The organism is Mesorhizobium sp. M1006, from assembly GCF_040318825.1.
Lineage (GTDB): Bacteria > Pseudomonadota > Alphaproteobacteria > Rhizobiales > Rhizobiaceae > Mesorhizobium.
In genome coordinates this window covers 47574-72438 of the sequence record NZ_JAMYMZ010000008.1, presented here as the reverse complement: position 1 = coordinate 72438, position 24865 = coordinate 47574, and the positions used below count along the sequence as shown (strand labels likewise).

26 protein-coding genes and 2 tRNA genes are annotated in these 24865 nt (G+C 63.2%); 14 read left to right on the top strand and 14 right to left on the bottom strand.

The genetic code is table 11. The annotated features are described in order from the left end of the window. Window positions 1–173: 173 nt before the first annotated feature. The 5 genes from NKH60_RS10035 to NKH60_RS10015 form a co-directional block, all read right to left on the bottom strand. On the bottom strand, window positions 174–2957 hold the full coding sequence (locus NKH60_RS10035; protein ID WP_352831520.1) for a valine--tRNA ligase: 2784 nt from the start codon (window positions 2955–2957) through the stop codon (window positions 174–176). Window positions 2958–3349: 392 nt separating this feature from the next. Next, the gene (locus NKH60_RS10030; protein ID WP_352831518.1) at window positions 3350–4210 is read right to left on the bottom strand and encodes a DUF2497 domain-containing protein; all 861 of its coding nucleotides are present in this window, start codon (window positions 4208–4210) and stop codon (window positions 3350–3352) included. 199 nt (window positions 4211–4409) lie between these two features. Then, window positions 4410–5801, bottom strand: coding sequence for a TolC family outer membrane protein (locus NKH60_RS10025; protein ID WP_023676398.1), 1392 nt, complete (start codon window positions 5799–5801; stop codon window positions 4410–4412). 187 nt (window positions 5802–5988) lie between these two features. Beyond that, entirely contained in the window at window positions 5989–6657 is a 669-nt protein-coding gene (locus NKH60_RS10020; RefSeq protein WP_352500882.1) for a protein-L-isoaspartate O-methyltransferase family protein, read from the bottom strand. An 89-nt stretch (window positions 6658–6746) separates the two neighbouring features. Continuing rightward, window positions 6747–6820 (bottom strand) — tRNA-Cys (locus NKH60_RS10015). Between the two features lie 217 nt (window positions 6821–7037). On the opposite strand from NKH60_RS10015, the gene NKH60_RS10010 reads away from it, so the two are divergent. Beyond that, complete coding sequence (locus NKH60_RS10010) at window positions 7038–7238, top strand: hypothetical protein (RefSeq protein ID WP_156937330.1); 201 nt, start codon at window positions 7038–7040, stop codon at window positions 7236–7238. Window positions 7239–7300: 62 nt separating this feature from the next. On the opposite strand, the gene NKH60_RS10005 is transcribed toward NKH60_RS10010, so the two are convergent. Further along, window positions 7301–7561, bottom strand: a complete 261-nt coding sequence (locus NKH60_RS10005; RefSeq protein ID WP_023676401.1) for a hypothetical protein — start codon at window positions 7559–7561, stop codon at window positions 7301–7303. Window positions 7562–7781: 220 nt separating this feature from the next. On the opposite strand from NKH60_RS10005, the gene NKH60_RS10000 reads away from it, so the two are divergent. Then, window positions 7782–7856, top strand: a tRNA-Asn gene (locus NKH60_RS10000). A gap of 256 nt (window positions 7857–8112) precedes the next feature. Here NKH60_RS10000 and NKH60_RS09995 read toward each other — a convergent pair. After that, entirely contained in the window at window positions 8113–9018 is a 906-nt protein-coding gene (locus NKH60_RS09995) for a LysR family transcriptional regulator (protein ID WP_352771454.1), read from the bottom strand. A 186-nt stretch (window positions 9019–9204) separates the two neighbouring features. Here NKH60_RS09995 and NKH60_RS09990 point away from each other — a divergent pair, with 186 nt between their 5' ends. The 7 genes from NKH60_RS09990 (at window position 9205) to NKH60_RS09960 (ending at window position 15370) form a co-directional block, all read left to right on the top strand. After that, complete coding sequence (locus NKH60_RS09990; RefSeq protein ID WP_352470377.1) at window positions 9205–9432, top strand: hypothetical protein; 228 nt, start codon at window positions 9205–9207, stop codon at window positions 9430–9432. Window positions 9433–9482: 50 nt separating this feature from the next. Continuing rightward, window positions 9483–10529, top strand: a complete 1047-nt coding sequence (locus NKH60_RS09985) for an alpha/beta hydrolase (RefSeq protein WP_352830969.1) — start codon at window positions 9483–9485, stop codon at window positions 10527–10529. A 66-nt stretch (window positions 10530–10595) separates the two neighbouring features. Beyond that, the gene (locus NKH60_RS09980) at window positions 10596–10799 is read left to right on the top strand and encodes a cyclophilin-like fold protein (protein WP_352470375.1); all 204 of its coding nucleotides are present in this window, start codon (window positions 10596–10598) and stop codon (window positions 10797–10799) included. 62 nt (window positions 10800–10861) lie between these two features. After that, on the top strand, window positions 10862–11008 hold the full coding sequence (locus tag NKH60_RS09975; protein ID WP_352766966.1) for a hypothetical protein: 147 nt from the start codon (window positions 10862–10864) through the stop codon (window positions 11006–11008). Window positions 11009–11679: 671 nt separating this feature from the next. Then, complete coding sequence (locus tag NKH60_RS09970) at window positions 11680–12165, top strand: (2Fe-2S)-binding protein (protein WP_352830971.1); 486 nt, start codon at window positions 11680–11682, stop codon at window positions 12163–12165. Continuing rightward, a complete protein-coding gene (locus NKH60_RS09965; protein ID WP_352830973.1) occupies window positions 12162–13151 on the top strand; it encodes an FAD binding domain-containing protein in 990 nt (329 codons plus the stop codon). The genes NKH60_RS09970 and NKH60_RS09965 overlap by 4 nt, the downstream gene beginning before the upstream one ends. Further along, a complete protein-coding gene (locus NKH60_RS09960) occupies window positions 13148–15370 on the top strand; it encodes a xanthine dehydrogenase family protein molybdopterin-binding subunit (protein ID WP_352830975.1) in 2223 nt (740 codons plus the stop codon). The genes NKH60_RS09965 and NKH60_RS09960 overlap by 4 nt, the downstream gene beginning before the upstream one ends. Here the strand turns inward: NKH60_RS09960 and NKH60_RS09955 are convergent. After that, window positions 15348–16547: an amidohydrolase gene (locus NKH60_RS09955; protein WP_352872039.1), complete on the bottom strand. Its 1200-nt coding sequence runs from the start codon at window positions 16545–16547 to the stop codon at window positions 15348–15350. The two genes, NKH60_RS09960 and NKH60_RS09955, sit on opposite strands and share 23 nt — an antisense overlap. An 84-nt stretch (window positions 16548–16631) precedes the next feature. Here NKH60_RS09955 and NKH60_RS09950 point away from each other — a divergent pair, with 84 nt between their 5' ends. After that, a complete protein-coding gene (locus NKH60_RS09950; protein ID WP_352685039.1) occupies window positions 16632–17462 on the top strand; it encodes an AraC family transcriptional regulator in 831 nt (276 codons plus the stop codon). A gap of 69 nt (window positions 17463–17531) precedes the next feature. Further along, entirely contained in the window at window positions 17532–17963 is a 432-nt protein-coding gene (locus NKH60_RS09945) for a cupin domain-containing protein (protein WP_352539722.1), read from the top strand. A gap of 55 nt (window positions 17964–18018) precedes the next feature. Here NKH60_RS09945 and NKH60_RS09940 read toward each other — a convergent pair whose 3' ends face one another. The 4 genes from NKH60_RS09940 to NKH60_RS09925 form a co-directional block, all read right to left on the bottom strand. Beyond that, complete coding sequence (locus tag NKH60_RS09940; RefSeq protein ID WP_352539721.1) at window positions 18019–18465, bottom strand: nuclear transport factor 2 family protein; 447 nt, start codon at window positions 18463–18465, stop codon at window positions 18019–18021. Window positions 18466–18595: 130 nt separating this feature from the next. Continuing rightward, the gene (locus NKH60_RS09935) at window positions 18596–19150 is read right to left on the bottom strand and encodes a nuclear transport factor 2 family protein (protein WP_352685043.1); all 555 of its coding nucleotides are present in this window, start codon (window positions 19148–19150) and stop codon (window positions 18596–18598) included. Next, complete coding sequence (locus NKH60_RS09930; protein ID WP_352830976.1) at window positions 19147–20130, bottom strand: alpha/beta hydrolase; 984 nt, start codon at window positions 20128–20130, stop codon at window positions 19147–19149. Before NKH60_RS09930 ends, NKH60_RS09935 begins: the two co-directional genes overlap by 4 nt. A 59-nt stretch (window positions 20131–20189) precedes the next feature. Next, entirely contained in the window at window positions 20190–20693 is a 504-nt protein-coding gene (locus NKH60_RS09925; protein ID WP_352490639.1) for a nuclear transport factor 2 family protein, read from the bottom strand. 128 nt (window positions 20694–20821) lie between these two features. On the opposite strand from NKH60_RS09925, the gene NKH60_RS09920 reads away from it, so the two are divergent. Continuing rightward, the gene (locus tag NKH60_RS09920; RefSeq protein ID WP_352830978.1) at window positions 20822–21730 is read left to right on the top strand and encodes a LysR family transcriptional regulator; all 909 of its coding nucleotides are present in this window, start codon (window positions 20822–20824) and stop codon (window positions 21728–21730) included. Window positions 21731–21757: 27 nt separating this feature from the next. Here NKH60_RS09920 and NKH60_RS09915 read toward each other — a convergent pair whose 3' ends face one another. Then, window positions 21758–22213: a carboxymuconolactone decarboxylase family protein gene (locus NKH60_RS09915; protein WP_352830980.1), complete on the bottom strand. Its 456-nt coding sequence runs from the start codon at window positions 22211–22213 to the stop codon at window positions 21758–21760. 241 nt (window positions 22214–22454) lie between these two features. Between NKH60_RS09915 and NKH60_RS09910 the strand changes: the two genes are divergently transcribed. Together NKH60_RS09910 and NKH60_RS09905 are read left to right on the top strand one after the other, a co-directional pair. Further along, complete coding sequence (locus NKH60_RS09910; RefSeq protein ID WP_352830982.1) at window positions 22455–23219, top strand: copper homeostasis protein CutC; 765 nt, start codon at window positions 22455–22457, stop codon at window positions 23217–23219. Window positions 23220–23238: 19 nt separating this feature from the next. Next, window positions 23239–23736 carry a GNAT family N-acetyltransferase gene (locus NKH60_RS09905; RefSeq protein ID WP_352830983.1) on the top strand — a complete coding sequence of 166 codons (498 nt, stop codon included), beginning with the start codon at window positions 23239–23241 and terminating at the stop codon, window positions 23734–23736. Between the two features lie 19 nt (window positions 23737–23755). Here NKH60_RS09905 and NKH60_RS09900 read toward each other — a convergent pair whose 3' ends face one another. Continuing rightward, on the bottom strand, window positions 23756–24778 hold the full coding sequence (locus NKH60_RS09900) for an acyltransferase family protein (protein ID WP_352850145.1): 1023 nt from the start codon (window positions 24776–24778) through the stop codon (window positions 23756–23758). Between the last annotated feature and the right edge of the window lie 87 nt (window positions 24779–24865).

Below are 24865 nucleotides of genomic sequence, written 5' to 3'. Positions count from 1 at the left end.
CTGCGGAATGCCCGTTTTCGTGGCAGGCGGCCTGTCTGGAAGGCAGATTCGTGACCGGCGAATCTATTGCGGCCAGCAGGCCCAATTTGTTTGATCAGCCGGCCCAATCTGTTCGATCAACTTGTTTGATCAGCCGGCCCAATCTGTTCGATCAACCGGCCCAATCTATTCGATCAACCGGCATCGCGCACCCGCGCCAATGCCACCGAAAGCTTCTCTTGCGCCTCGCGATATTCGGCGAGTTTTTCACGCTCGGCCTCCACCACCTCTTCCGGCGCGTTGGCGACGAATTTCTCGTTGGACAGCTTCTTGTAGAGCCGCGCTATTTCCTCGGTCACCTTCGCAAGCTCCTTGTGCAGGCGCGCTGCCTCGGCGGCAAGGTCGATCAGGCTGCCGAGCGGCAGGCAGATCGTCGCCTCGTTGACGACGATCTGGGCGGATCCCCTGGGTGGCGCCTCGGCGAGCGAGATGTCGCCGACCCGCGCCAGACGCTTGATAGCCGAGCTCTGACGCTCGAGCCTTTCGTGTGTCGCGTCGTTGGCGCCGATCACCACGAGCGGTGCGATAGCCGCCGGCGGCACGTTCATCTCCGAACGCACCGAGCGGATGCCGGAGACAAGGTCGATCAGCCAGTTGATATCGGCGGCGGCCGCCTCGTCCTCGAAGTCGGGCGACGGCCATGCCGCATGACAAAGCAGCGATTGCCGTTGCCTGCCCTCGCCGGCGGTTTCGGCCCACAGTTCCTCGGTCATGAACGGCATCATCGGATGCAGCAGCTTGTAGATCTCGTCGAGCACGAAGGCGACGCAGGCCCTGCTCTCGGCCTTGGCGGCCTCGTCGGTGCCCATGAACACCGGCTTCAGCAGTTCCAGGTACCAGTCGCAGAACTGGTTCCAGACGAAGCGGTAGGCGGCACCCGCCGCCTCGTTGAAGCGGTATGAGGTGATGCCGTCCGTTATGTCGCGCGCGGCTCGCGTCAGCTCCGTCAGGATCCAGCGGTTGACCGCCAGCTTGGCGTCCTGCAGCCAGAAATCGTCGTCGCGCGCCACTTCGTTCATCTCGGCGAAGCGCGTCGCGTTCCACAGCTTGGTGCCGAAATTGCGATAACCGGCAATGCGGGCCGGATCGAGCTTAACATCGCGGCCTTGCGCTGCCATCACAGTCAAGGTGAAGCGCAGCGCATCGGCGCCGTATTCGTCGATGAGCTCGAGCGGATCGATGACGTTGCCTTTCGACTTCGACATCTTCTGCCCGTTCTTGTCACGAACCAGCGCGTGGACGTAGACCGTATGGAACGGCTCCTGGTCCATAAAATGCAGGCCCATCATCATCATGCGGGCGACCCAGAAGAAGATGATGTCGAAACCGGTCACCAGCACGTCGGTCGGGTAATAGGTCTTCAGCTCCGGCGTCTGGTCCGGCCAGCCAAGCGTCGAGAACGGCCACAGCGCCGACGAGAACCATGTATCGAGCACGTCCTCGTCGCGGGTCAGGATCTCGCCAGGCTGGAAATTCTCAAGCTTGTCCTCGACCCAGGCCTTCCACGGCCCTTCCAGCGCCAGATAGTATTCGACGGCGGCACCGAGCGCCTCTTCCTCGGTCTTTTCGACAAAGACATGCCCGTCCGGCCCGTACCAGGCCGGGATCTGGTGGCCCCACCAGAGCTGGCGCGAAATGCACCAGGGCTGGATGTTTTCCATCCAGTCGAAATAGGTCTTTTCCCAGTTTTTGGGCACGAAATTGGTACGGCCCTCGCGCACCGAGGCGATCGCCGGCTTGGCCAGTTCCGCCGTATTGACATACCACTGGTCGGTCAGAAACGGCTCGATCGGCACGCCGCCGCGGTCGCCGTGCGGCACCGTGTGGCGATGCGGCTCGACCTTCTCGAGAAAGCCGCCCGCCTGCATCAGCTCGACGATCTTCTTGCGCGCATCGAAACGGTCGAGGCCGTCGAGGCTGTCCCAGACGGCCTGGCGCTCCGGCGTCACTTCCAGTCCGGCGAGAAAGTCCTCATTGTCCTTGAGGCTCACCGCCGCATTGACGGTGAGGATGTTGACCGCCGGCAGCCGGTGGCGCTTGCCGACCTCGAAATCATTGAAGTCATGCGCCGGCGTGATCTTGACCGCACCACTGCCTTTTTCGGGATCGGAATACTCGTCCGCCACCACCGGGATCCTGCGGCCGACGATCGGCAGGATGAGGTTCTTGCCGACGAGATGCCGGAAACGTTCGTCGTCGGGGTGGACGGCGACAGCCGTATCACCCAGCATCGTCTCCGGGCGGGTCGTCGCAACGGTGATGAAGGTCTTCGGATTTTCCGGATCGAAGGTCATGCCTTCGACCGGATAGCGGAAGTGCCAGAGGTTGCCGTTGACTTCCTGCTGCTCGACCTCGAGATCCGAGATGGCGGTCAACAGCTTCGGGTCCCAATTCACAAGGCGCTTGTCCTTGTAGATCAGCCCTTCCTTGTAGAGCGTCACGAACACTTCGAGCACGGCCTTGGACAGGCCCTCGTCCATGGTGAAGCGCTCCCGGCTCCAGTCGGCCGAGGCCCCGAGCCGCTTCAGCTGGTTGAGGATGGCGCCGCCGGATTCTGCCTTCCATTCCCACACCTTGTCGATGAACTCATCGCGCGTCAGGTCGCGGCGGTGAATCTGCTTTTCTATAAGCTGGCGCTCGACCACCATCTGCGTGGCGATGCCGGCATGGTCCATCCCCGGCTGCCACAGCACGTTCTTGCCGCGCATGCGCTCGAAGCGCACCAGAATGTCCTGCAGCGTGTTGTTGAGCGCATGACCCATATGCAGCGAGCCGGTGACGTTCGGCGGCGGGATGACGATGGTGAAGGCTTCAGCCCCCTCCTCGGCCCCGGCACCGGCCCGAAACGCGTCGGCCTCTTCCCAGATCCTGGCAATCTTCGGCTCGACGGCTTTGGCGTCGTAGGTCTTTTCGAGCATGGGAAAACGGTCCGCGCTGTCCGGAATTTGTGGTCCGGTGTAAATCGGAAGGTTGTTGCCAAGTCAACCGCAAGGGCGGCATGGCCAATAGATAGCGCCGGGATGGTTCGGTGCAACTCGCGGGACTGAATGTTGCAAGGCAATCGCTTCAGGTTTGCGCTGACTGTGCGAATGCCGCTGCCGGGCATTTCTCCCCGTATAGTGACGGGGAGAAAAACGCCTGCACTGAAGCTTTCGCCAGTCACGAACGTTGCGGAAAAGGCGCCTAAATTGCGGTCAACCCCTTCTCCCCGTCACTATACGGGGAGAAGGTGCCGGCAGGCGGATGAGGGGCAGCGCCGACTTCGACAATTCGCCGGTCCAGCGCCGCCCATTGGCGGCTCTCCGAATTGCTACTGCGCGCCGCGCGCGACGCGCTCGATTTCCTCGCGCACCAGCCGCTCGACCAGCGTCGGCAGGTTGTTGTCCAGCCAGTCCTGCAGCATCGGCCGCAGCATCTCCTCGGCCATCTCGTCGAAGGTCTTCTTGCTGCGGCTGGCAAACGCGTCTGAAAGCTCACCGAAGGCGGCGGCAACCTGCCGGCCCGTATGCTCCGAAAGGATCGCCGGCCGAAGGGACGGCGCCTCGCTGGCCGCCGGACGCGCCAATCCGATTCTAGAAGATTCCGGGCCGATTTTAGAACGTTCCGGGCCGCTTTCCGAAGGCTCCGGCCCAATTTCCGAAGGCTCCGGCACAGGTTCAGCAGTCGCCTCGTTCTCGAAAACCTCGGCTTTCGGCTCGGCGTCCGGCGTCCGGCGTGGCTCGGCGCGCTCCGGCTTGGCCATCGCGTCGCCGACCGCCGCGATCTCGCGCCGCCAATCGGCGATGATGGTGTCGGTCGTCTCGGCAGCCTTGGCTGTCGCAGGCCGATCCGGCTTTGCGGGAGCGGTGTTCACCTCAGCCAGCGTCACCGCTGCCTTTTCCGGGCCGGCGCGCAGCGGCGTTTCCAGGGGCTCAATGACCGGCGCGGCCGTTGGCTGCACCTCGGCGCGCGTGGCCGGCTTGGCGATCTCCAGTCCGCCGCGCAGTTCGGAGCGGAACGCATCCCCCTCCGCTGCCAGTCCGGCTGCCGGCGCCGGTTGCAGATCCTGGCGCAGCTCGTCGGCGTCGCCCGGCTGCTTGCGGCCGGTATCGCTGTCCTCGATGATCCTTCTGATGGAAGCTAGTATTTCTTCCATGGAAGGTTCGCGCTGTACGCTGCTTGCCGTCGCCATCGTCACATCCGCCGCCCTTGTGACTCGTTCTCAGATTTCCTGTCCGGCAATGCCGGATTCGAATCATGGCAACAGCGTAACCGACGGAACGGCTTGCGAGAATCCCCAATCTGGCGACATCTCGGATTTCAACAGATTAGGGTCGGGAGTTGAAAGCCCGCGCGTCGTTCGAGCGCGGGCTGAAAACACGGCCTGGCGATCAGCGGCCGTCCGGCGTGCGCAGACCGATCCACTTGTCCTTGACGGCGTTGTAATGCTCTTCGGGCCTGTACTTCGTCACGTTGAGCGCAAGGCGGTCTGCCGACAAATGGCCAACCGCCGAGAGGATGGCATAGCTCGCCACCACCACGTCGCGTTCGGCGCTGACAAGATTGATCTTGGCGGTGATGAGGGTCGCCTGCGCGTTGAGCACGTCGAGCGTGGTGCGCTGGCCGACATTGCGCTCTTCGATGACGCCGTTCAGGGCAAGCTGCGCGGCGGCGACCACCTGCCGGTTGGCCGTGACGCTTTGCTGCGCGGCGGTGTATTGCGACCATGCCGAGGTAACGGCCTGGCGCACCTGGTCGCGACTCACGTCGACTTCGATCCGCGCCTGGCTGAGCGATTCCTTGTTCTGGCGCACGGTCGCCGAGGTCCGTCCGCCGGAATAGATCGGCACGGTCAGTGTCGCGCCGATGTTCGCCGACGTCCTTGTGCCATCCTGCGATGCCCCAAGAACGCCCGGAACCGTGTTGCGATAGTCGCCGGAAACGCCGGCGCTAGCCGAAAGCTGCGGCAGCAGCGCGCCTTCGGCCGATTTAACCGAAAACGCCGCCGCGTCGACCAGGTGCTCGGTGGCGAGGATGGCCGGATGTTCGGCCGATGCGATCGCGATCGCTGCATCGAGGCTCGACGGCAACAGCTTCGACAGCGGCGAAGCCGGCCTGAGACGGCCGGGCTCATCGCCGACGATCTGGCGATAGGTCGCGGCACTTGCCAGCGCCGTGGCGCGGGCGGCGCTCAACTGCGCCACCGCGGAGGCACGCTGCGCGTCGGCTTGCGCGACGTCGGTGCGGGTACCTTCGCCGACCTCGAAGCGCGAACGCGCCGCACGCGCCTGCTCGGTCAGGAATTGCAGGTTCTGTTCGGTCAGCACCGCGATCTGGCGGTCGCGGATGACGTCCATATAGGCACTTGCCGCGTTGAAAAGGGTGTTTTCTTCGGTGTTGCGCAGGCTCTCGACCGAGGCGCTGACCCGCGCTTCGGCGGCCGCGACGTTGTTCCTGGTCTGAAAGCCGTCGAACAGGGTTTGATTGATCTGGACGCCAAAGTTGCCGGTAGTTATGCGCGCGGTTCGACTAGTACCATTGATATGGGTGCTGGTGTAGTCGATGTCCGCGGAACCGGTGATGGTCGGGCGCCAGCCGGACTTTGCGATTGCAACGCCCTCGTCGGTGACGCGAACGCCGGCGCGTGTCGAATTAAGCGAGGAATTGTTCTGATAGGCTTTTGAAAGGGCCCCGAGAATGGTTTCGGCCGAGGCGGCCATTGGAGAAAGCGCGGTCGCCGAAACGAGGACAGCGGTAAAAAGCAACTTGCGTACAGACGGCACGTTATATTCCCTCATTCGTTTTGCACGGGAACTGCGCCACGCTGGCTTCTCCTTCTGATCAGCCGGCGCCGCGTTTTTTATCGTTCCCCCGCTGAAAGCCCCCAAGAAACACCCGGTTATGCAGATCAGCAACGATTGTTCAAACGCAAGCGATCATGACAGCGCCTTCGCTGCAAGGCAAAATCACTCAGAATTCGAAGGCGGGAATGCGTTCGAATCCCGGTAGTGGCTTAATTGCCGCATTAAATGCGCGTCTTCCCGTTACAACCCCTCCAGTCTTAAAAAAAAGCCGGGCTACGCCCGAATTGCCCTGCCCCTCCACGGCGACGAGTCGGCCGCCTTCGGCAAGCTGGTCGAACAGCGCCGCCGGCACCTCGCCGACGCTGCCGCCGATCAGGATGACGTCGTAAGGCGCCTTATCTGCGTGGCCTTGCGGCAGCGGCCCCTGGACCACGGTGACATTGCCGCAACCGAGTGCCGCAAGCGTCGAAGTGGCGGTCTCGGCCAGCGCCGCATCGCTTTCCAGCGCGACCACGGACCTTGCCAGCCGCGACAGGATCGCCGCCGCATAGCCGGTGCCGCAGCCGACATCGAGTGCCGAATCGCTTGGGCCGATATCGGCCAGCTGCATCAGCTTGGCCAATGGCGACGGTTCCATCAGATAGCGCGGGCCATCGGCCGTATCGGCAATGCGGATGTCCTCGTCGATATAGGCAAGATCGCGCTGGCCGGGGGCAACAAAGGCCTCGCGCGGCACCACAAGCATCGCCTCGAGCAACGGCGCGCTGGTCACGTCGGTGGTGCGGATCTGGCCGTCGACCATCTTCACCCGGCGTTCGGCAAAATCAGCGCTCATGTTCCAACCATCCGCTTGCCGCGCAAAGGCCGCGGCTGTTTCGACCGGAACTGAAGCCCCCTGGCGCTGACGCGCGGGAGCTCGGGCATTGGAGGCCTCGCCCGGAATCGAACCGGGGTGCAAGGATTTGCAGTCCTCTGCGTAACCACTCCGCCACGAGGCCTCATTGCTCCCGGCGTTCCACCCGGCTCCAATAGGTTGCGGCGAAAATGCCGTCAAGCGGCCACCATGCATTCCCAACGGTTCCTCGACATTCCATGCCCTGCCTTATCAACGCAATGCCCATCTTAGCAATAACATATTAGCTTATCGTTAAGCATGATTCTGGGCGACGGGAACCCGAAACCGGCGGCCACGTTGGGCAAAGAGGAGGCTCCGCCATGCGTCGAGCAGCTACGAAGGACGGCACGTCGCGCGGATTGTCGCAGTCTGCAGAGCTTGTGCGCTATGCCATCGACCGCCTCAGCATAGAAGGCGCAAACAGCCTGCCGCCGCGCGACCGGGCGCGGCTGGCATCGGCTACCGCCGTTCTCAAGGAGCTTTGCGAACGCCTGGAAAGCTGTTTCGACCAGCCTCGGTGAGGCCTGGACGACCACGCCGCTCTCAAACAATTGCCGGATACCGGCCTGTCAGCAGGGCAGTCTCAATCCGGCCGGCGCCGTCGCTCCCACCAGACGACGAAGCGGCGCCGGTGACGGCGCACCAATGCGAATTCGTAGGAGAGCACCAGCAATCCGATCGGCACCATCCAGAAACCCAGGATCGGCAGGAAGCCGAGAATGCCGCCGATGATCAGCACGACGCCGATCGCAATCCTGAGGCCGCGCGAGCGCGGCATGGTGAACTGGCGGCCGAAGACCGAGATTTTCCGGGCCGGTGGCTGTTCGTCGCTCATTGCCGTCATGTGAAATGTCGATCCGTTTGCATCAGTAGCACCATCAGCCGGAGAAAGCCGCAACGGCCTTTTCTGTTCCTTGACAGGCGAGAGACAGCTCATATGAGGGCGCTCGCCGGCCATTGCCAGCAAGCCTCGCGCCAAAAAGCATCGAAAAAATGCGAAATGCTTCTTTGCAAAGCCGAAACGGGTTTGCTATAGGCTGCCCCACTCACGCAAGAGCCTCTGTTCCCCGGTAGCTCAGTGGTAGAGCAACCGGCTGTTAACCGGTTGGTCGCTGGTTCGAATCCGGCCCGGGGAGCCAACATCTACGCTGCGGTGCGATGCGGCCGCGGACCTATTCAATTTCCCTGTAGGATCATGCGCTTCGCTCCAGCCGGCGCGATGGGGAAGAAAGTTGTGGCCAACCTTCGCGCAAGCATCGACGCGATGTTCTGGTTATAACTAACGCTTCGAGTTGGATACCGGACCTCGACCTATGCCTTTCCTGCTGCGCCTATCGAGATTCAGGAATGAGCCGCTATCGACCACGCCCCTGAGTGCAATATGACGAAGGGACATCACGATCCCGACGGATCCCTATGCCGCAACGCGTCGACAATGATCTTGAACGCAGGAAGGTTTTGGCGGCGGCTCGGATAATAGAGGAAATAGCCATCGAAGAAGGGTGACCAGTCGTCGAGGACCTTCACCAGCAATCCTGAGACGACGTGCCGCTCCACGATGTTCTCGGGAACATAGGCGATGCCATAGCCACTCGCTGCCGCGTCGATCATGGCGTAGGAGTTGTTGAAGGTAAGTTGACCGTCCACACGGACACGCAGCGCCTGTCCATCCTGCTCGAACTCCCATGCGTACAGACCACCGGCGGTTTCGTGACGCATGTTGATGCAGACGTGCCGGACCAGATCCTGCGGATGCACAGGCACGCCGTGCGCCGCGAAGTATCGCGGCGAAGCCACGGCGACTAAGCGCCAGTCCGGGCCGATGCGGACCGCGATCATGTCTTTCTCGACGCTCTCTCCAAGCCGGACACCGGCATCAAAGCCTTCCTCGACAATGTTGCGGAAGGTGCTGTCCAGGATCAGTTCGACGCCAATGTCGGGATAGCCGCTGAGGACCGGCTTAAGCTTCGGCCAGACCACGCTTTCGAGCGCGTGGTCGGACAGGGTCAACCTGATCGAGCCTGACGGCTTTTCGCGGAGCGCCATCAGCGCTGTGATCTCGTCTTCGATTTCACCAATGCGCGGGGTGATCGTCTGTAGCAGCCTTTCGCCCGCAACGGTCGTCGCGACATTACGCGTCGTGCGGGTCAGAAGGCGTATGCCCATGCGTGTTTCGAGCTGCTTGATCGTGTGACTGAGCGTCGATTGCGCGACGCCGAGCTTTGCCGCAGCCTTGGTGAAGCTGCGCTCTTCTGCGACAGCCTGAAACCACGTCAATTGGTTGAGATCGGTTCTGGCCATGAAGTTTCTCTCTCCGTCGCTTGCAGCGAATTATTCGATATAGTCGATAGGTTCATGCCGATTTATACGGGTAATCGCTTTATGGCAAAACCATTAGGTTTGCACTGCAACAATGCATTACCGCGATGTCGGTGATTTGGATGACATGGATGTCGCAAAATGCGGCCGAGGCCGCCGGCAGGCCTGATGGTCGCGGCGATCCAGGCTTCGATCCTTCTGGGCGCGGTAGTCGGAGGGGTGCTGCTGTATGGTCTGACGATCTCCGCGATCTTCATCGGCAGCTTGGTTCTGGCCGGCTTCGCAATCGCGCTGATCGGCAACGGTCGGCGTCTGCTCAAACTCGAAGAGGACTGGCCAAAGTGGCGAGTGGTTCAATTCCAACCCAAACTTACAGGAGATCGGAAATGCCTTTGAATACCCCTGATACGAAAATACCAGCGCGTGAAATCCACCGGCGGGAGCTTTTGAAGCTGACCGGCTCCGGCATCGCCGCCTTCAGTGGGGCGTCACTCTTCAACTTTCCCTTCGCAAAGGCTCAAGATATGTCAAACGGTGCAAACAATTTCTATACAAGCGGTCAGGTGACGCTGGAGAAAGTGACCTTCAAGAGCCAATACCAGATGAATGTTGCGGGAAATCTGCTCGTTCCCAAGAACCTCGACCGCAATGCACGTCATCCGGCCATCGTCGTCGGCCATCCAATGGGCGCGGTGAAAGAGCAAAGCGCGACCCTCTATGCCACCAAGATGGCCGAGCAGGGCTTCATCGCCATGGCGATCGACCTGCCATTCTGGGGCGAGAGCGGGGGCGAAGCCCGACAGATCGTTTCGCCGGATGTCTATGCCGAGGCGTTCAGCGCGGCGGTGGACTTCCTCGGGACACACGCGTTCGTGGACCGCAACCGCATTGGCGCGATTGGTGTCTGCGGCAGCGGCAGCTTCGTCATCAGCGCCGCCAAGATCGACCCGCGCATGCGCGCCATCGCCACGGTCAGCATGTATGACATGGGCGCGGCGAACCGAAACGCACTCAATCACTCGCTAAGCGTCGAGCAACGGAAGCAGATCATCGCGGCGGCCGCCGAACAGCGCTACTCCGAATTCGAAGGCGGCCAAATCCAGTATACGGGCGGCACTGATCTCGAACTGACCGCGTCGACGCATCCCATCCAGCGCGAGTTCTACGATTTCTATCGGACACCCCGCGGAGAGTTTACCCCGGCGGGTGTCTCCGACCAGATAACGACTAAGCCGACGCTGACCAGCAACGTCAAATTCATGAACTTCTACCCGTTCAATGACATCGAGACGATCTCGCCGCGCCCAATGCTGTTCATCAGCGGCGATCAGGCGCATTCGAGAGAATTCAGCGAGGAAGCCTACAGACTGGCAGCCGAGCCCAAGGAACTGGTTTGGGTCCAGGGCGCCGGTCACGTCGATCTCTACGACCGTGTGGACCTGATTCCGTTCGACAGGCTTACCAGCTTCTTCAATCAGCACCTCTCCGCGTGACTGACGAGATGGAGCCTGTGTTTGCTGGGGCGGGCTCCATCTGCCTAGAAAACGGAGGAATGACCCGTGCTGAAATCACTGCTGAGCGCTGGCGTTATTGCATTTGGAATGGTTGGACCCAGGATGGCTCAAGAACGTATTCGCATTTCATCAGACTGGGGCGAGGTCACGGCCGATCTTGCCGATAACGAAGCCGCAAAATCTCTTGCTCAGATGTTGCCGCTTACCATTGAGATGAGCGACCACCTTCGCCAGGAAGAAGACCGGTAAATCTACCGGCTCCATTTCCGGAACAGACACGGCAGCGCGACTTCTCGGTCGGCACGCTCGGGCTGTGGAGTTCCGATCATTTCGTGATCTACTATCGGAATGGTCGCGTCCCGTCGTCCGGCATCGTTGTGCTCGGGAAGGTCGCCGGCGATGTTTCGATCTTTGATCGTCCCGGTTCCGTCACGGTGAGAATTGAACGTGCTGGCTGAGGCGTGTGCAGCGCGGTGGCATCACGGGAAACAGCGGCATGAGCCGGGTGCGGATTTCGACAGCGCCTGCCCCTGCGGTCACAGACGCCACGACCGGCATGGAGCACCTCCTTGCCACCGCGGCGATCCGCTCCCTGATTTCCCTCGTGATCGTACTGATCCCCAGGCCGCGTTCAACACTGCCGCGCGATACCGTCCCTAGCCGACCGTCACGAGCAATCCTCCTCGGCCCGCCGGCAACGAGTAGCGCCTCAGTGCGATCACGGTCACGGTTCGTTTCCTGTGCGCTTGCGGCGAATCCTGGCGTCGTCCGATCGCGAACTCGTAGTTCTCAGCTTCATCTTTCATTTGCCGGACGACATTGCCAGTCGCAAGGCCGACCTGCCATGGAAAGCCGCCTGCCCTAGATTGGACAGCGGCGCGGCAATGTTCTCAATGTAGGCCGCCCAAGCCAATCTGAATTACGGGAATTACGGAATTACGGTGACACTTTTTGCGGCGGCATTCAGGGCCTTTCCGCCGCAAATCTCAAATGCGCTTTTTTAGCCTTCCCTGACCGGCGGCGCCTTTTCACCGGAATCGACCGCCCTATTTTCGCCTCGACAGGTGGGTGGCTGCTTGCTGGACGAGTCCCTGCGACGAGTACGGCATGTGCTTCGAGGTAACCCCCAATGGACTTCCACGATCGGCACCTATTGCGGTTGCGGGTGAACGGAGAGGACCACAGCCTTTCCGATCTCGATCCCCGCGTCACGCTGCTCGACCTGCTGCGCGAGCGGCTTCATCTTACCGGAACGAAAAAGGGATGCAATTTCGGCGAGTGCGGCGCCTGCACCGTGCATCTCGACGAACGGCGTGTGAATGCCTGCATGATACTTGCCGTGTCCTGCGAGGGACGCGAGGTCACGACGATCGAAGGGCTGGCAGACGGCGACGCGCTTCATCCCGTGCAGCAGGCGTTCATCGATCATGATGGTTTCCAGTGCGGATTCTGCACGCCCGGCCAGGTGATGTCGGCGGCGGCGCTGATCGAGGAGGGACATACCGGCTCCGATGCCGAGATCCGCGAATGGATGAGCGGCAATCTGTGCCGCTGCTCCGCCTATCCGCAAATCGCCGAGGCGGTGCGCGCGGCGGCCGGGAGGGTGAGCCAATGACCCCATTCGTCTACGCGCGCGCCGACAGCCTGGGCGACACGATCGCGGCCGGTGCCGCGCCGGACAGCGCCTTTCTCGCCGGCGGCACCGAATTGCTCAATTGGCTGCGCCTTGGAATTGCCGGGCCGGCGCGGATCATCGATATCTCCCGCCTCGATGGGCTGGATCAGATCGAGGCACTGCCCGGCGGCGGCTTGACGATCGGCGCGCTGACGCATCTCAACGATGTCGCGCAGCATCCGCTGGTGATGCGCGATTATCCCGTATTGAGCCAGGCGATCCTCAACGCGGCGTCGCCGCAACTGAGAAATCTCGCAACGATAGGCGGCAATCTGCTGCAGAAGACGCGCTGCGCCTATTTCCGTGCCGAAGAGCAGCTGCCATGCAATAAACGTGAGCTCGGCTCCGGCTGCTCGGCATTGCATGGCATCAACGACAATCACGCAATCTTCGGCTGGACCGAGGATTGCGTCGCCACCCAGCCATCCGACCCGGCGGTGGCGCTGGCAGCACTTGATGCGGTCATCGTCACCGCGCACCGCAGCGGCGGCCGGCGCATTCCGGCAACGGAATTCCACCTGCTTCCCGACACGCGGCCCGAGGCGGACAATGTGTTGCAGCAAGGCGAACTGATTACGGCAATCGAGCTGCCGGCGCCGGCGCCGCGATCTGCCTACCTCAAGGTGCGCGAGCGCGAATCCTACGAATACGCCATCGTCTCCGCCGCCGCTGTACTGGAGATGGACGGCCAAACCATTCGTCGGGCTGCCCTGGCGCTGGGGTCCGTCGCGCTGCGGCCGTGGCGGCTGAGCGCCGCCGAGGAGCAGCTCGCCGGCGCCGAAATCGGCGATCGCGAGGCGTTGAGCACCGCTATCGAGCAATCCTTCGCCGAAGCGCGTCCCTTGTCGCAGAACGCCTACAAGATCGAACTGGCCAAGACCGCCGCTTTGCGGGCGATCGAAAGAGCAGCGAGGATGCCGTCATGATGATCAGCCAGCCTGTTGCCCGCCCTGACGGCGGCGCCAAGGTGACCGGCCGCGCCCGCTATGCGGCCGACTATTTCGCCCCCGACCTGCTCTATGCGGTACTCGTGACCGCGCCCGTTCCGGCCGGCCGCGTGACGTCGATCATGGTCGACGACGCGCTCGCCGAGAAGGGCGTCGTGCGTGTGCTCACGCATGAGGACATGCCAAAATTCGGCCGGTTCGCATCGCCAAGGGCCGAGCCGGATACGCAGATGCAGCAAGCCGAAGGCCCGCCGGCCGCGCAGAGCTTCATGCCCATGCAGGGCAACGAGATACGTCACGAGGGCCAGCCGCTTGCCATTGTGCTGGGCGAGACGCTGGAGGCGGCGGAAGCCGGCGCTCGCCGCGTCGCGTTGCGCTACGAGTTCGCCGAGCCGGAGTTGCCGGCACCGCCGGAGTGGACCGCCATCGACAAGGCTGCTGTCTCGCCGAGGGAGAGCGGCTTCCTGTTCCTGGAGCCGACGTTTACGAAGGGCGAGGTCGACCGCGGGCTTGCTGACGCCGCCGCCACGGTCGAAGCCGTCTATTTGCAGCCGTCGCGTCATCACAACGCGATGGAGCCCTCGGCGACGCTCGCTGAGTGGAATGACGGAGAGCTGACGCTGCACGATGCCACGCAGCACGTCTACGGTGTCCGCCAGGTGCTTGCCGCCCGCATGAATGTCCCGGCCGAGAAGGTCCGCGTGATTTCCCGCCATACCGGCGGCGGCTTCGGCGGCAAGGGCTGGATCTGGCCGCATCAGGTGCTGGCCGCCGCCGCCGCGCGCATCATGCAGCGCCCGGTCAGGCTGGCGCTAAGCCGCGCCAACGCCTATTCCTGTCTCGGCTATCAGCCGCGCATGGCGCAGAAGATCGTGCTGGCGGCGGACAGCTCGGGCAAGCTGACCGCCGTGCAACAGGACGTGATCAACCTGACCACCGTGAGCGACGATTTCGTCGAGTTCGCCACCGAAGCCTCGAAGGGTCTCTACGCCACGCCGGCGATGCGTCTCAGCCAGCGCGTCGAGCGCGCGAACGTCGCCATGCCGACGGCGCTGCGCGCGCCGGTCGAGGGTCCAGGCACCTGGGCCCTCGAAAGCGCGATGGACGAGCTCGCCCACCGCCTGGGCGTCGATCCGCTCGACCTGCGTCTGATCAACCATGCGGACACGGATCCGGCCACCGGCCAGCCCTGGTCATCGAAGAAGCTGCGCGAGGCCTATGAGGAAGGCGCCCGCCTGTTCGGCTGGCGCGAGCGCCCGCGCAAGCCGCAACGCGACGGCGATTGGCTGATCGGCTACGGCATGGCGACCTGTACCATGGGTTGTTTCCGCCACCCGACGCCTGCAGCCGAGGTCAGGCTGCACAGGGACGGCACGGTGCTCATCCGCACCGGCACGCAGGACATAGGGACCGGAACACTCACCATCTTTCCGCAGATCGCAGCCGACGTGCTGGGCCTGCCGATGGAGAAGATCGAGTTGGAAATGGGCGATACGCAGCTGCCGGAGGCGGGACCGACCTATGGTTCGTCATCGACCATGGGGGTGGGCGCGGCGGTGCTTGCCGCCGCCGAAGATGCGCGTTCGCAGCTTGCCCGTCTTGCCAATCTGCTGCCAGACGAGGTGGAGATGCAGGACGGCAAGATTCGCCGCAGGGGCGCTGCCGGCGGTCAGACGATCGCCGATGTGATGAGCCATACCGACATCGGCGAGATCGTCGGCTCCGGCTCGTTCGATCCGGCGCAGCATGGCAAAGGCCTCGCCATGCGCACTTTCGGCGCGATTTTCATGGAGGTCGGCGTCGATCCGGGGCTCGGCCTGCTCAGGCTCCGTCGCGCCGTCGGCAGCTACAGCGCCGGCCGCATCGTCAATCCCCGCACCGCACGCAGCCAGATGACGGGCGGCATCATCTGGGGCTGGGGCATGGCGGCAATGGAGCAGAGCAGGCACGAACCGGTGCTAGGGCGGTTCCTGTCGAAGAACCTTTCCGGGGTCGCCATTCCGGTCAACGCCGACATTCCCGGCGACATCATAATCCACTTCGTCGATGAGGTGGACGAGCATGCCAGCCCGATCGGCGGCAAAGGCATCGGCGAACTCGGCGCCACCGGCGTTGCCGCTGCTGTTGCCAACGCCGTCTTCGACGCCACAGGCAAGCGGATCCGGGGGTTGCCGATCACGCCGGAAAAACTGCTGTAGAAGGATCGGCCCGCGGAAGCGTCTGCTCGACGAGGTTGACGTAATAGCGCATCACCGTCGGCACGATTTCGTCGTTGAAAACGTAGCGGTCGCCGTGCAGGCCTTCGCCCGGGCCGACCTCGCCGGCACCGATCCACGCATAACAGCCGCCGGCGTCGCGGATCATGAAAGCGAAATCCTCGCAGCCGAGACTGGGGCTGAACTCGGTCAAGACATTCTCCCGGCCGACGACGGAGGCGGCGGCCACGACGGCGCGGGCCGTCGCATCGGCCGTATTGATCAGCGGCGGATAGCCCTTCCTGTAGTCGAGCCTGGCCTTGAGCGAATGCGCGGCGGCAATACCTTGTGCGATCTCGCCGATCAGCCTCTCGCAATGGTCGGAAAGGCCGTGCTCGAAGAAGCGGCAGGTGCCTTGCAGCCAGACCTTGCCCGGCACGATGTTGCCGACATTGCCGCCATGGATCTGCGTAATGCTGACGACAAGCGCGCTCTGCGGGTCGACCGAGCGGCTGACGATGCGCTGGACGGCTTGCACGAAGGCGCCGGCGGCCAGGATCGGGTCGTCGCCGAGCTGCGGCATCGCGGCATGCGCGCCAAGACCCTCGAAGGTCAGTTCGAAATTATCGACGGCCGCCATTTGCGCACCAGCGCGGGCGGCGATCGTCCCCAACCTGAAGCCCGGCCAGTTGTGGACCGCATAGACCGCCTTGACCGGAAAGCGCTTGAACAGGCCGTCCTCGATCATGCGCATGCTGCCTCCCTCGTTTTCCTCGGCTGGCTGGAAGATGAAAGTGACGGCGCCGTCGAAGGCGCGCGACTCGCTAAGCAATTTGGCGGCGCCGAGCAGCATCGCGGTGTGGCCGTCATGGCCGCAGGCGTGCATTACTCCTTCTTTCCTGGAGGCATAGGCCAAGCCGGTTTTCTCCAGCACCGGAAGCGCGTCGAGCTCGGCGCGAAGGCCGATGGCGCGTGCGCCGCCACCGCTGCGCAGGACACCGACGACGCCGGTGCCGCCGATCCCCTCATGCACCTCGTCGACGCCGAAAGAGCGCAGTTTCTCTGCAACGAAACGGGCCGTTTCGTATTCATTGAATGCGAGCTCCGGATTGGCATGGAGATGGTGCCGCCAGCCTATAACCTCTGGTGTCAGCGCGGCGACGGGGTCATTATGCAACATGGTGCCTCCTTTCCGCCGACAAAAAGCGGCTTGGTTTGCCAGCCATAGAAGGCCCGGCGAGAGGCGTCTTGAACCGGATTGACCATGGCAAGGACAAACGAAGCGGCAGAGACCGGGAAATACTGGCGCCATCCGTGCTTCCCCGACCTTGGCCTGTTCGAGGCGCGCTTCACCCGGCATCGCTATGACTTGCACACGCACCCGACCTATGTGATCGCCCTGATCACCTCTGGCTGCGAGCGCATTCGCATCGGCCGCAAAAGCGTTCTCGCTCCGGCAGGCACCATTGCCGTCGTCAATCCCGAGGAGTGGCATGACGGCGAACGCGGCGCGGACGAAGGCTGGGCCTACCGGACGTTTTATCCTTCGGTGCCGCTGATGACCGCGCTTGCCCGCGAACTCGGCCGGGACGGCGCTCCAATGTTTTCGCGCGCGACGATCGAAGACAGCAGTCTCGCCGCGGCATTGATGGCAGCACACCAGGGCTCGACATCCCCGGAAACAATGACGGCCGAGACGTCCCTGCTCGTGGCGCTGCGACGGCTGATCGTTCGGCATGGCGGCTCGAGCGGACAGGCCGAAGAGATCGAAAGCTCAGGATCGCAGCGGAGGTTTTCGCTCTGTCGCGACCTTATCGAAAGCGAACTTGGTTCGCAGCTCGACCTCAAGCGGCTTGCCGGCGTGGCAGGCGTGACCCGGTTCCAGGTCATCCGCGACTTCAACAAGGCGATCGGCCTGACGCCGGCGGCCTATATCCGGGACCGGCGATTGCGCCGGGCGAGCGCGCTGATCGAACAGGGATCTGGCCTCGCCGACGCCGCTATCGCAGCAGGTTTCGCGGACCAGAGCCATCTGTCCCGTACATTCCGGGCTATGCATGGCATGACGCCAGGCATGTTCAGAAGAGCGGGATAAGGCGCTCCCCAACAGACAAGCTTGCGCACCAATGCGTGCTGCGCGATGCTGACGCAGCCTGGGGGAATCATGCGAAAAATCTTGGCGCCGACGCTGCTGCTCGCGGCTGCACTGTTTGCAAACAACGCCCAGGCGCTGGATGCCGGCGGGACGCCGGTTGTCGTGACCCCGCTTGCCTCTCGCACCGAGACCGCGTCCGGCCAGCCGATCACGCTGCCGCAGAACAACGTCCAGGTCCTGGTCTCGGCCTATCAGATCGCGCCGGGCGCGACCTTGCCGGTCCACAAGCATCCGTTTCCGCGCTATGCCTATGTCGAGGCCGGCACGCTTCAGGTCACCAATGTCGAGACCGGCAAGAGCAACACCTATCAAACAGGTGATTTCATCATCGAGATGATCGGGCAATGGCATCAGGCGACCAATGTCGGCGCCGACCCGGTCAAGCTGCTGGTCATCGACCAGGTCGAAGAAGGCACCAAGAACACCGTGTTGCGCCAGTAGCTGCCAGGTCTGAGAACGGCGTCCGGGGCGGATCCAGCACAGCGCGTAACAGACGTCAGAACGCGAACCCCTCCGGCAAATTGTGATTCCAATAGCCTTCCTCGACCAGTTCACTTATGCGCCAGCCCTCGGACGTGCGTACGACGCGGTCTCGATACCAAAGCCCCTGGAAGAAGACCTGCCTTTTGCCTTCGCCGAGGTCTACCACCATCGGGCATGAACAATGCACGCGCGCGCTGGCCTCGTCCCCTCGGAGATCCAGAAGGATTGTCGAAATGGCGTGCTGCGAGATCAATATCTTGGAAAGGGCGCCTTTCATGTAAGCAACATGCTCATCCACACCGCTCCTGATTCCACCTGTTACAGTGTCGTCAAGCAAGGCATCGGGTGTGAATATTTTGCGATAGGCTTCCCAGTCGCGATCGTCCACCGCATAGCAATAGCGAACAAGCAGCTGTTCGATCTCAAGCCTATCGGAAACCTCCTGCAATGAAAGGGTCATGTCCTGTCTCCGCGGTTGGCGGCACTAATGCCGCATGCGCCAAGCCTGCCCCGACATTTCGATCAATATTCACGTTGCCGATGCTCCGAGCAACCTCGCCGCGCGATTGGGCCTGCGCAAACCCGAACACTCATTTGGCCTTCGCCTTTACCCGGTCGGCCGCAGCGGCCAGAACGGCGCGATCCCCCTCTTCGTACAAGCGGCGGATGGAGATTGCCTTGACGCGCCAACCTTCCGGCGTCCGCACCAGCCGGTGGAGGTAGCTGCCACCGACCGTCCAGAACCGCCCGCCGATCCAGTGGGTTGCGCGGACATGGCTGCGTGCGACCGCGTCATTGCCCGCGCCCTCGACGGTGATGTTGGTTATGAGGTGCTGGGTGGCGTCGAAGCCCGGCAGCAGCCCTTGCCACTGCGCGATCAACGCGTCGCGGCCGCTAGTCGTGACCTCGCCGCCGAAGAGGCTGGTGTAGTCGGTCGTGACACGGGCCGCGAGATAGGATCTGACCCGGTTCCATTCACGCAGATCGGCATAGAGGCCGATCCCGGCAATCGCCTCGGCGATTGCGATCCTGTCTTTGACCGTCAGCGCATCTCCCGGAGCGCTCGAGGCGGGCGCCGAGACGGCGGAAATCATCGCAGCGGAAACCGCCGAGGCCAGGACATGCCGGCGCGTGACGAGGCTCATTGTCCCGCCTCCCCCGCACTGCCCAGCGTCGCGCGGAAGTGCGCGGCGACGGTATCGCTTGCGGCCTTCACCGGCGCGGCACGATCGTAGAAATCGAACTGGGTGACGTTGTCGAGCCACAGCTCCCGCTTGGAACTGGTCAGCCGCGTGTAGAATTTGTGCGCCCCCTGCGGAATGGCAGCCGCCTCGCTGTGCACCATCAAAAAAGGCTGGTGCAGGCGCGGAGCAGCCTGGATGGCGTCGAACGTCAGCCAGCCGCGCCAGAACGCCGGATCGGCCTCGTTGCGCCAGGCCGGGATCATGCCGCGATCGGGCTCGGTGTAATAGGGCACCTTGAACATGACCGCGCGCTCGTCGGTCAGGCTCGCGGCCGGCAAGAACGCTTGCTTGCCGGTGCGGCGATACTCAGCCTCGGCCGCATCGCCCACGGCCTCAAGCCTGACGACGCCATGCCGGCCGCCATAGGCCTGCTCGACCACTTCGGCATCCTGCAACCAGGGCGCAACGAGGGCGACCGATTTGATCGCGGCGTTTTCGGCGGCGGCGGTGACCATATAGCCGGAGCTGGCGCAAATGCCGAGCCCGCCGATGCGGTCCTGATCGGCTTCGGGCCGGCGCGAGAGATAGGCGACCGCCGCTTCGATGTCGGCGATCTTGGCCCTAGGATCCTCGTACTGGCGGCGTAGGCCGCCGCTTTCGCCCCACCCACGAAAATCGAAGGTCAAGGCGACGAAGCCACGATCGGCCATCTCGCGGGCGTAGCGGGCCGGCATCTGTTCCTTCACCGTCATCCAGGCGCCGGTCACGACCAGCGCCGGCCGAGGTTTTGCCTCGTCCAGATCCTCCGGCAGATAGAGCTCGCCGACAAGCTGCTCACCATGCGAAGAGAATGTGACGCGCTCGACGCGCGGTGCGGCGACGGCATTGGAGGCGGCGAGCGCGGCGGTGGTTGCTACGGCAAGGGTCAGGGTTTTAAGCATCGCAAGTCTCCTTTGGCTTGGAGCGAGAAGCGCGGCGCGTTGCGAGAAAGACCGCCGTCTCAGCGCTGGCCGGCCAGTCGGCCGGGCAGCGGCTTCAGCGGGTAATGCGCCCAGTAGAAAGCGTCCGACTGGTACATGTCGGTCAAAAAATTCTGTGCCTCGGCGATCTTGCCGTCCTTGATGCGGAACATCAGCGCGTAGAACTGGTCGATCTCGGGACCTGAGCCGACATTCGACCAGCCGCGATGGACGTCGACAACGAGGTCGCCCTGCGCCTGGAAGAAGATCGGCTCGGCCTTGAACTTGCCGTCGGCCAGGCCGCGGAAGAAGGCGACCACCTCGTCCGGCCCGCGCTTGTCGCCGGCGAGCGGATGATGGCCGGGAATGCGCCACACGATGTTGGGCGCGAGGAAGGGCCGCACGGCCTCGGGATTACCGGTCGCGTAAGCTGCGTAATAGCCTTTGATGAGCTGGATATTGCGGTCTTCCAGTGGCCCGCTGTGCGCCGGGGCGGCAGACACCGCCAGAAGAGTGCCGGCGGCGAGTAAAGCAAGCCTGGTCATCGGTCCTGTCTCCTTGCCTGTTCGAGCCGTTCCCAACACCGAGGCCCGTTCGTCAGACCCAACATGACGCCTTTCGTTCGCCGGAAAAACCGGTAGAATTCGACAGGGCTATTTGGAAAATCCTTACAATGCGCCTCGACCAGTTCAGCGGCATCGTCGCCTTCGTCAAAGTCGCCGAGGCCAAAAGCTTCACCCGCGCCGCCGCCGAGCTCGGCGTCGCTCCGGCCTCGTTAAGCGAGGCGATCAAGGGGCTCGAGGAGCGCCTGGGGGTGCGGCTGCTCAACCGGACGACCCGCAGCGTTGGCTTGACCGAAGCTGGCGCTGAATACCTCGACCACGTGCGCCCGGCAGCCGAAGATATCTGGGCGGCTGGCGCGGCACTGCGCGAAGCTCGCGATCGTCCCGCCGGCACGCTGCGCCTCAGCCTGCCCTGGATCGCCGCGCCGCTGCTGATAGAGCCACTGATGCGGCCGTTCATGGATGCTTATCCCGAAGTGCGGCTTAGTCTGATTTTCGACGACAGCTTCGTCGACATCGCCGCCGAGGGCTTCGATGCCGGCCTGCGCATCGGCGAGCTTCTCGAGAGAGATATGATCGGCGCGCGCCTGGGCGGGCCCCTGCAGATGGTCGTGGTGGGCAGCCCCGATTATCTGGCGCGCAAAGGCACACCGAAGCGGCCGGCCGACCTCGCCGCCCATCGCTGCATCGCATTCGCCCTCACCCGCACGCGCGCGATTTCGCCCTGGGAGTTCACCGTGGATGGACGCGAAGTCGCATTCACGCCGGACGCATGTCTGGTCGTGAACACACTTCCGCTGTGCATTACCGCCGCCGCGCAAGGGCTGGGCCTCGCCTTCGCCGTCGAGGGCCTCGCCGCGCCGCTTCTCGCCTCAGGCGCGCTGGTCAAGGTGCTGGAGCCTTTCTGTCCCGCTTACGAGCCGCTCCACCTCTATTATCCGAGCCGCCGCCTGGTACCGCCGAAGCTGCGGGCCTTCATCGACTTCGTCCGCGCGAATTCGTACAAGCTGCGGATCTGAAGTGGCTTTTCGAGAACCCGGCCCCGTTCAGCCCCAGGCGCCGACCATCTGCCTGGTGGTTGCGTTGAGCCGGTTGAATGCGTTGATCAGGGCAATCTGGACGACCAGGGCGGCAAGCGCCTTTTCGTCATAGTGCCGGGCGGCCTTGTCCCAGACTGCATCCGGCACCGGATCCGGCCGATCGGCCAACCGGGTTGCCGCCTCGGTCAGTGCCAGCGCGGCGCGTTCGGCGTCGGTGAAGTAGGGTGTCTCCCGCCATGCGGACACGGCAAAGATGCGCTCGTCCTTCTCGCCGGCCTTCTTCAATTCGCGCGCATGCATATCGACGCAGAGGCTGCATCCGTTGATCTGGCTGGCGCGTAAATGGACGAGCTTGCGCGTCACATAGGACAGGTCGGCCGTCTCCGTCGACTTGTCCAGCGCGAGCAGTGCCTGCAAGGCGCCGGGAATGAGCATCACCGGGTTTCTCAACCGTGCTTGCATGGTGGTCTCCTTAGGCGTGTTTCTGCCGGCCGCACATTTAGCTTTCGGTCGGCTGTGCTGTTAATCAATCAATAACTCGCTGGCTATGAATCGACATATAGCTGAACGGTTATGGATGTGTCAAGCGGCAAAATTGGAGCACCGCCGGCCGCCCTGTCGCGTGTTGAGCCAACAGTTCCGGCTTTCATCGCACCATGCCCGATGCTACCGCTGGGCAGCTGAAATCATCGACGGATCGCCTATGATCGAGACCGAACGCCCTCGCCTGCCGCTGATCGAGATCTGCGTCGAAGGCATAGACGGCCTGCTGGCCGCGCAAGCCGCCGGCGCCGACCGTGTCGAGCTCTGTGCCAGCCTGATCGAGGGCGGCATCACACCGAGCTTCGGCACGGTGCGCACGGCGCTCGAGCTGGCGACGATCCCCTTCCACGTCATCGTGCGGCCGCGCGGCGGCGATTTTCTCTATGGCGAAGCCGAATATCGTTCGATGCTCGCCGATGTCGGCGCGCTTGCCGAGCTCGGCGTCGCCGGTGTCGTCGTCGGTTGCCTCACTGCCGACGGCACCATCGACGAACAGCGCATGAGCGAATTGGTTAAGGCGGCGGGAAACTTGAACGTCACCTGCCACCGCGCCTTCGACATGACCCGCAACCCGACAGAGGCGCTGGAGACGCTGATCCGCTGCAAGGTCGGCCGCGTGCTGACCAGCGGCCAGCGCGACACGGCGCTCGAGGGCGCGGACCTGCTCGCCGATCTTGTCAGGCAGGCCGGCGACCGCATCATCATCCTCGGCTGCGGCGGGCTTGATCCCGAGAACATCGGCAAGGTGCGGGGGAAAACCGGGTTGAGCGAAATGCACTTCGCCGCGCTCAAGGACGTGCAGAGCGCTATGCGTTACCGCAACCCAAGGGTCGGCATGGGCGGCACCGACCTCGACCGCGAATACCGCAACACCGTGACCGACGAGGCGCTGGTGGCGGCGACCATCGCAGCCGCCCGGCTGTGATCCTGGAAGATCGAACAACATGATCGAAGTGCGTTTGCCGATCGAACGGGTTTCGCCGCGTGATGAGTCCGCAATCCTCGCGCTCAACAACGAGCATGCCGCCGAATTGTCGTGGCTCGAACCCGAGCGCCTGTCCTTCCTGCTCGCCGAAGCGTTTTACACGCGCCGCATCGGTACGCTCGAAGCCTTCATCATGACCTTCGACCAGGACGCCAGCTACGACAGCCCGAACTTCCTGTGGTTTCGCCAGCGTTACCCGCGGTTCGTCTATGTCGATCGCGTCGTGGTCGCCGCCGCAGCGCGCGGGCGCGGCCATGCCCGCCGGCTGTATGAGGATCTGTTCGAGCAGGCGTCACGCGCGGGCCAGGCGATCGTCACCTGCGAAGTCAATGCCGAGCCACCCAATCCGGCTTCGGACGCCTTCCATGCCGCACTCGGCTTTGCGGAAGTGGGCGACGCGGTAATCCACGGCGGCAGGAAACCCGTGCGGTATTATGCAAGACGGATCGCCGGCTGAACGGCGGGCGCCGTACGCCCTACCAATTGCGGTTCAGCCAGGAGCGGGCCGGCTTTTCGATGATGTAGTAGCTGCACAGCGCGCAAGCGAACGCCGCCGCAAGCATCAACCACGGCGAACTGCCTTTTATGTCGACGAATTGATAAAAGGGCTGCTGCCAAAGATAGAGCGAATACGACCACAGCCCCAGCATCGTCATCGGCAGGGACGATAGAAACCCGGTCAGATACCGGCTGCCGAAGTCGAGCGAATTGACGGCGAGTGCCAGCAGCGGCACCGCGACCAGATAGTGGATGGGGGTTGGCACGGCAGCCATGAAAAGGAGCACAGCCACTACTGAGGCCGCCAGGGCGACATGTGGCCCCTTGAACAGCGCCGGCAGCCTGTCGTCGGCCTTGAGCAGGCATATCACCGCCGACAGCAGGATCGAGGCGATGTGCACGTCGGTGCGCCAATAGGTGCCCTCGTAGGCTATTGCGAGCACCCAGTAGGAGATGGCGCCGTTTGCCATGGCCAGCACCGACAATACGCCGAGCAACATGATGACCCGGAATCGCCCCGAGACGACGACGCTGATCAGCGCCAGGATGATATAGGCGTGCTCTTCGACGCAGAGCGACCAGATATGGTCGAGCGCGCCGGCGCGGGTGACGAGAATTCCGGCATAGTTGTAGGTGAACGTCAGCGCCGTCAGCGCCGCCTTCCACTTGAAGGCGATGAATGTGCCGGACAAGGCAACCATCGCGGCGACGACAAAAATCAGCAGTGCCGGGTAGATGCGGGAGAACCGGCGCTTGAAGAATTTCTTCAGCGGATAGTATTCGACAAACAGGATCTCGGCCATCAGCCGGCCGCTGAGCACGAAGAAGAATTCGACGCCCAGGACGCCGAGATTGATGCCGGGAACGGGGAAGAAATGGCCGATCAGCACCAGCGCGATCGACAGGCCGCGCCAGCCGTCGAGATAGGCAAGCCTGGTTCTTGCCGAGCTATCGGCCACAGGCCTGGACACGACAAGACGCGTCGCGGAGATGTCCGTCATGCCGGTCCCTTCATTGAACCTGCGAAAGGCGGGCGGAAGGCCGCATTCCTCCAGCTATATTGCAGCGCACCAGAGCTTTGTGCAAGT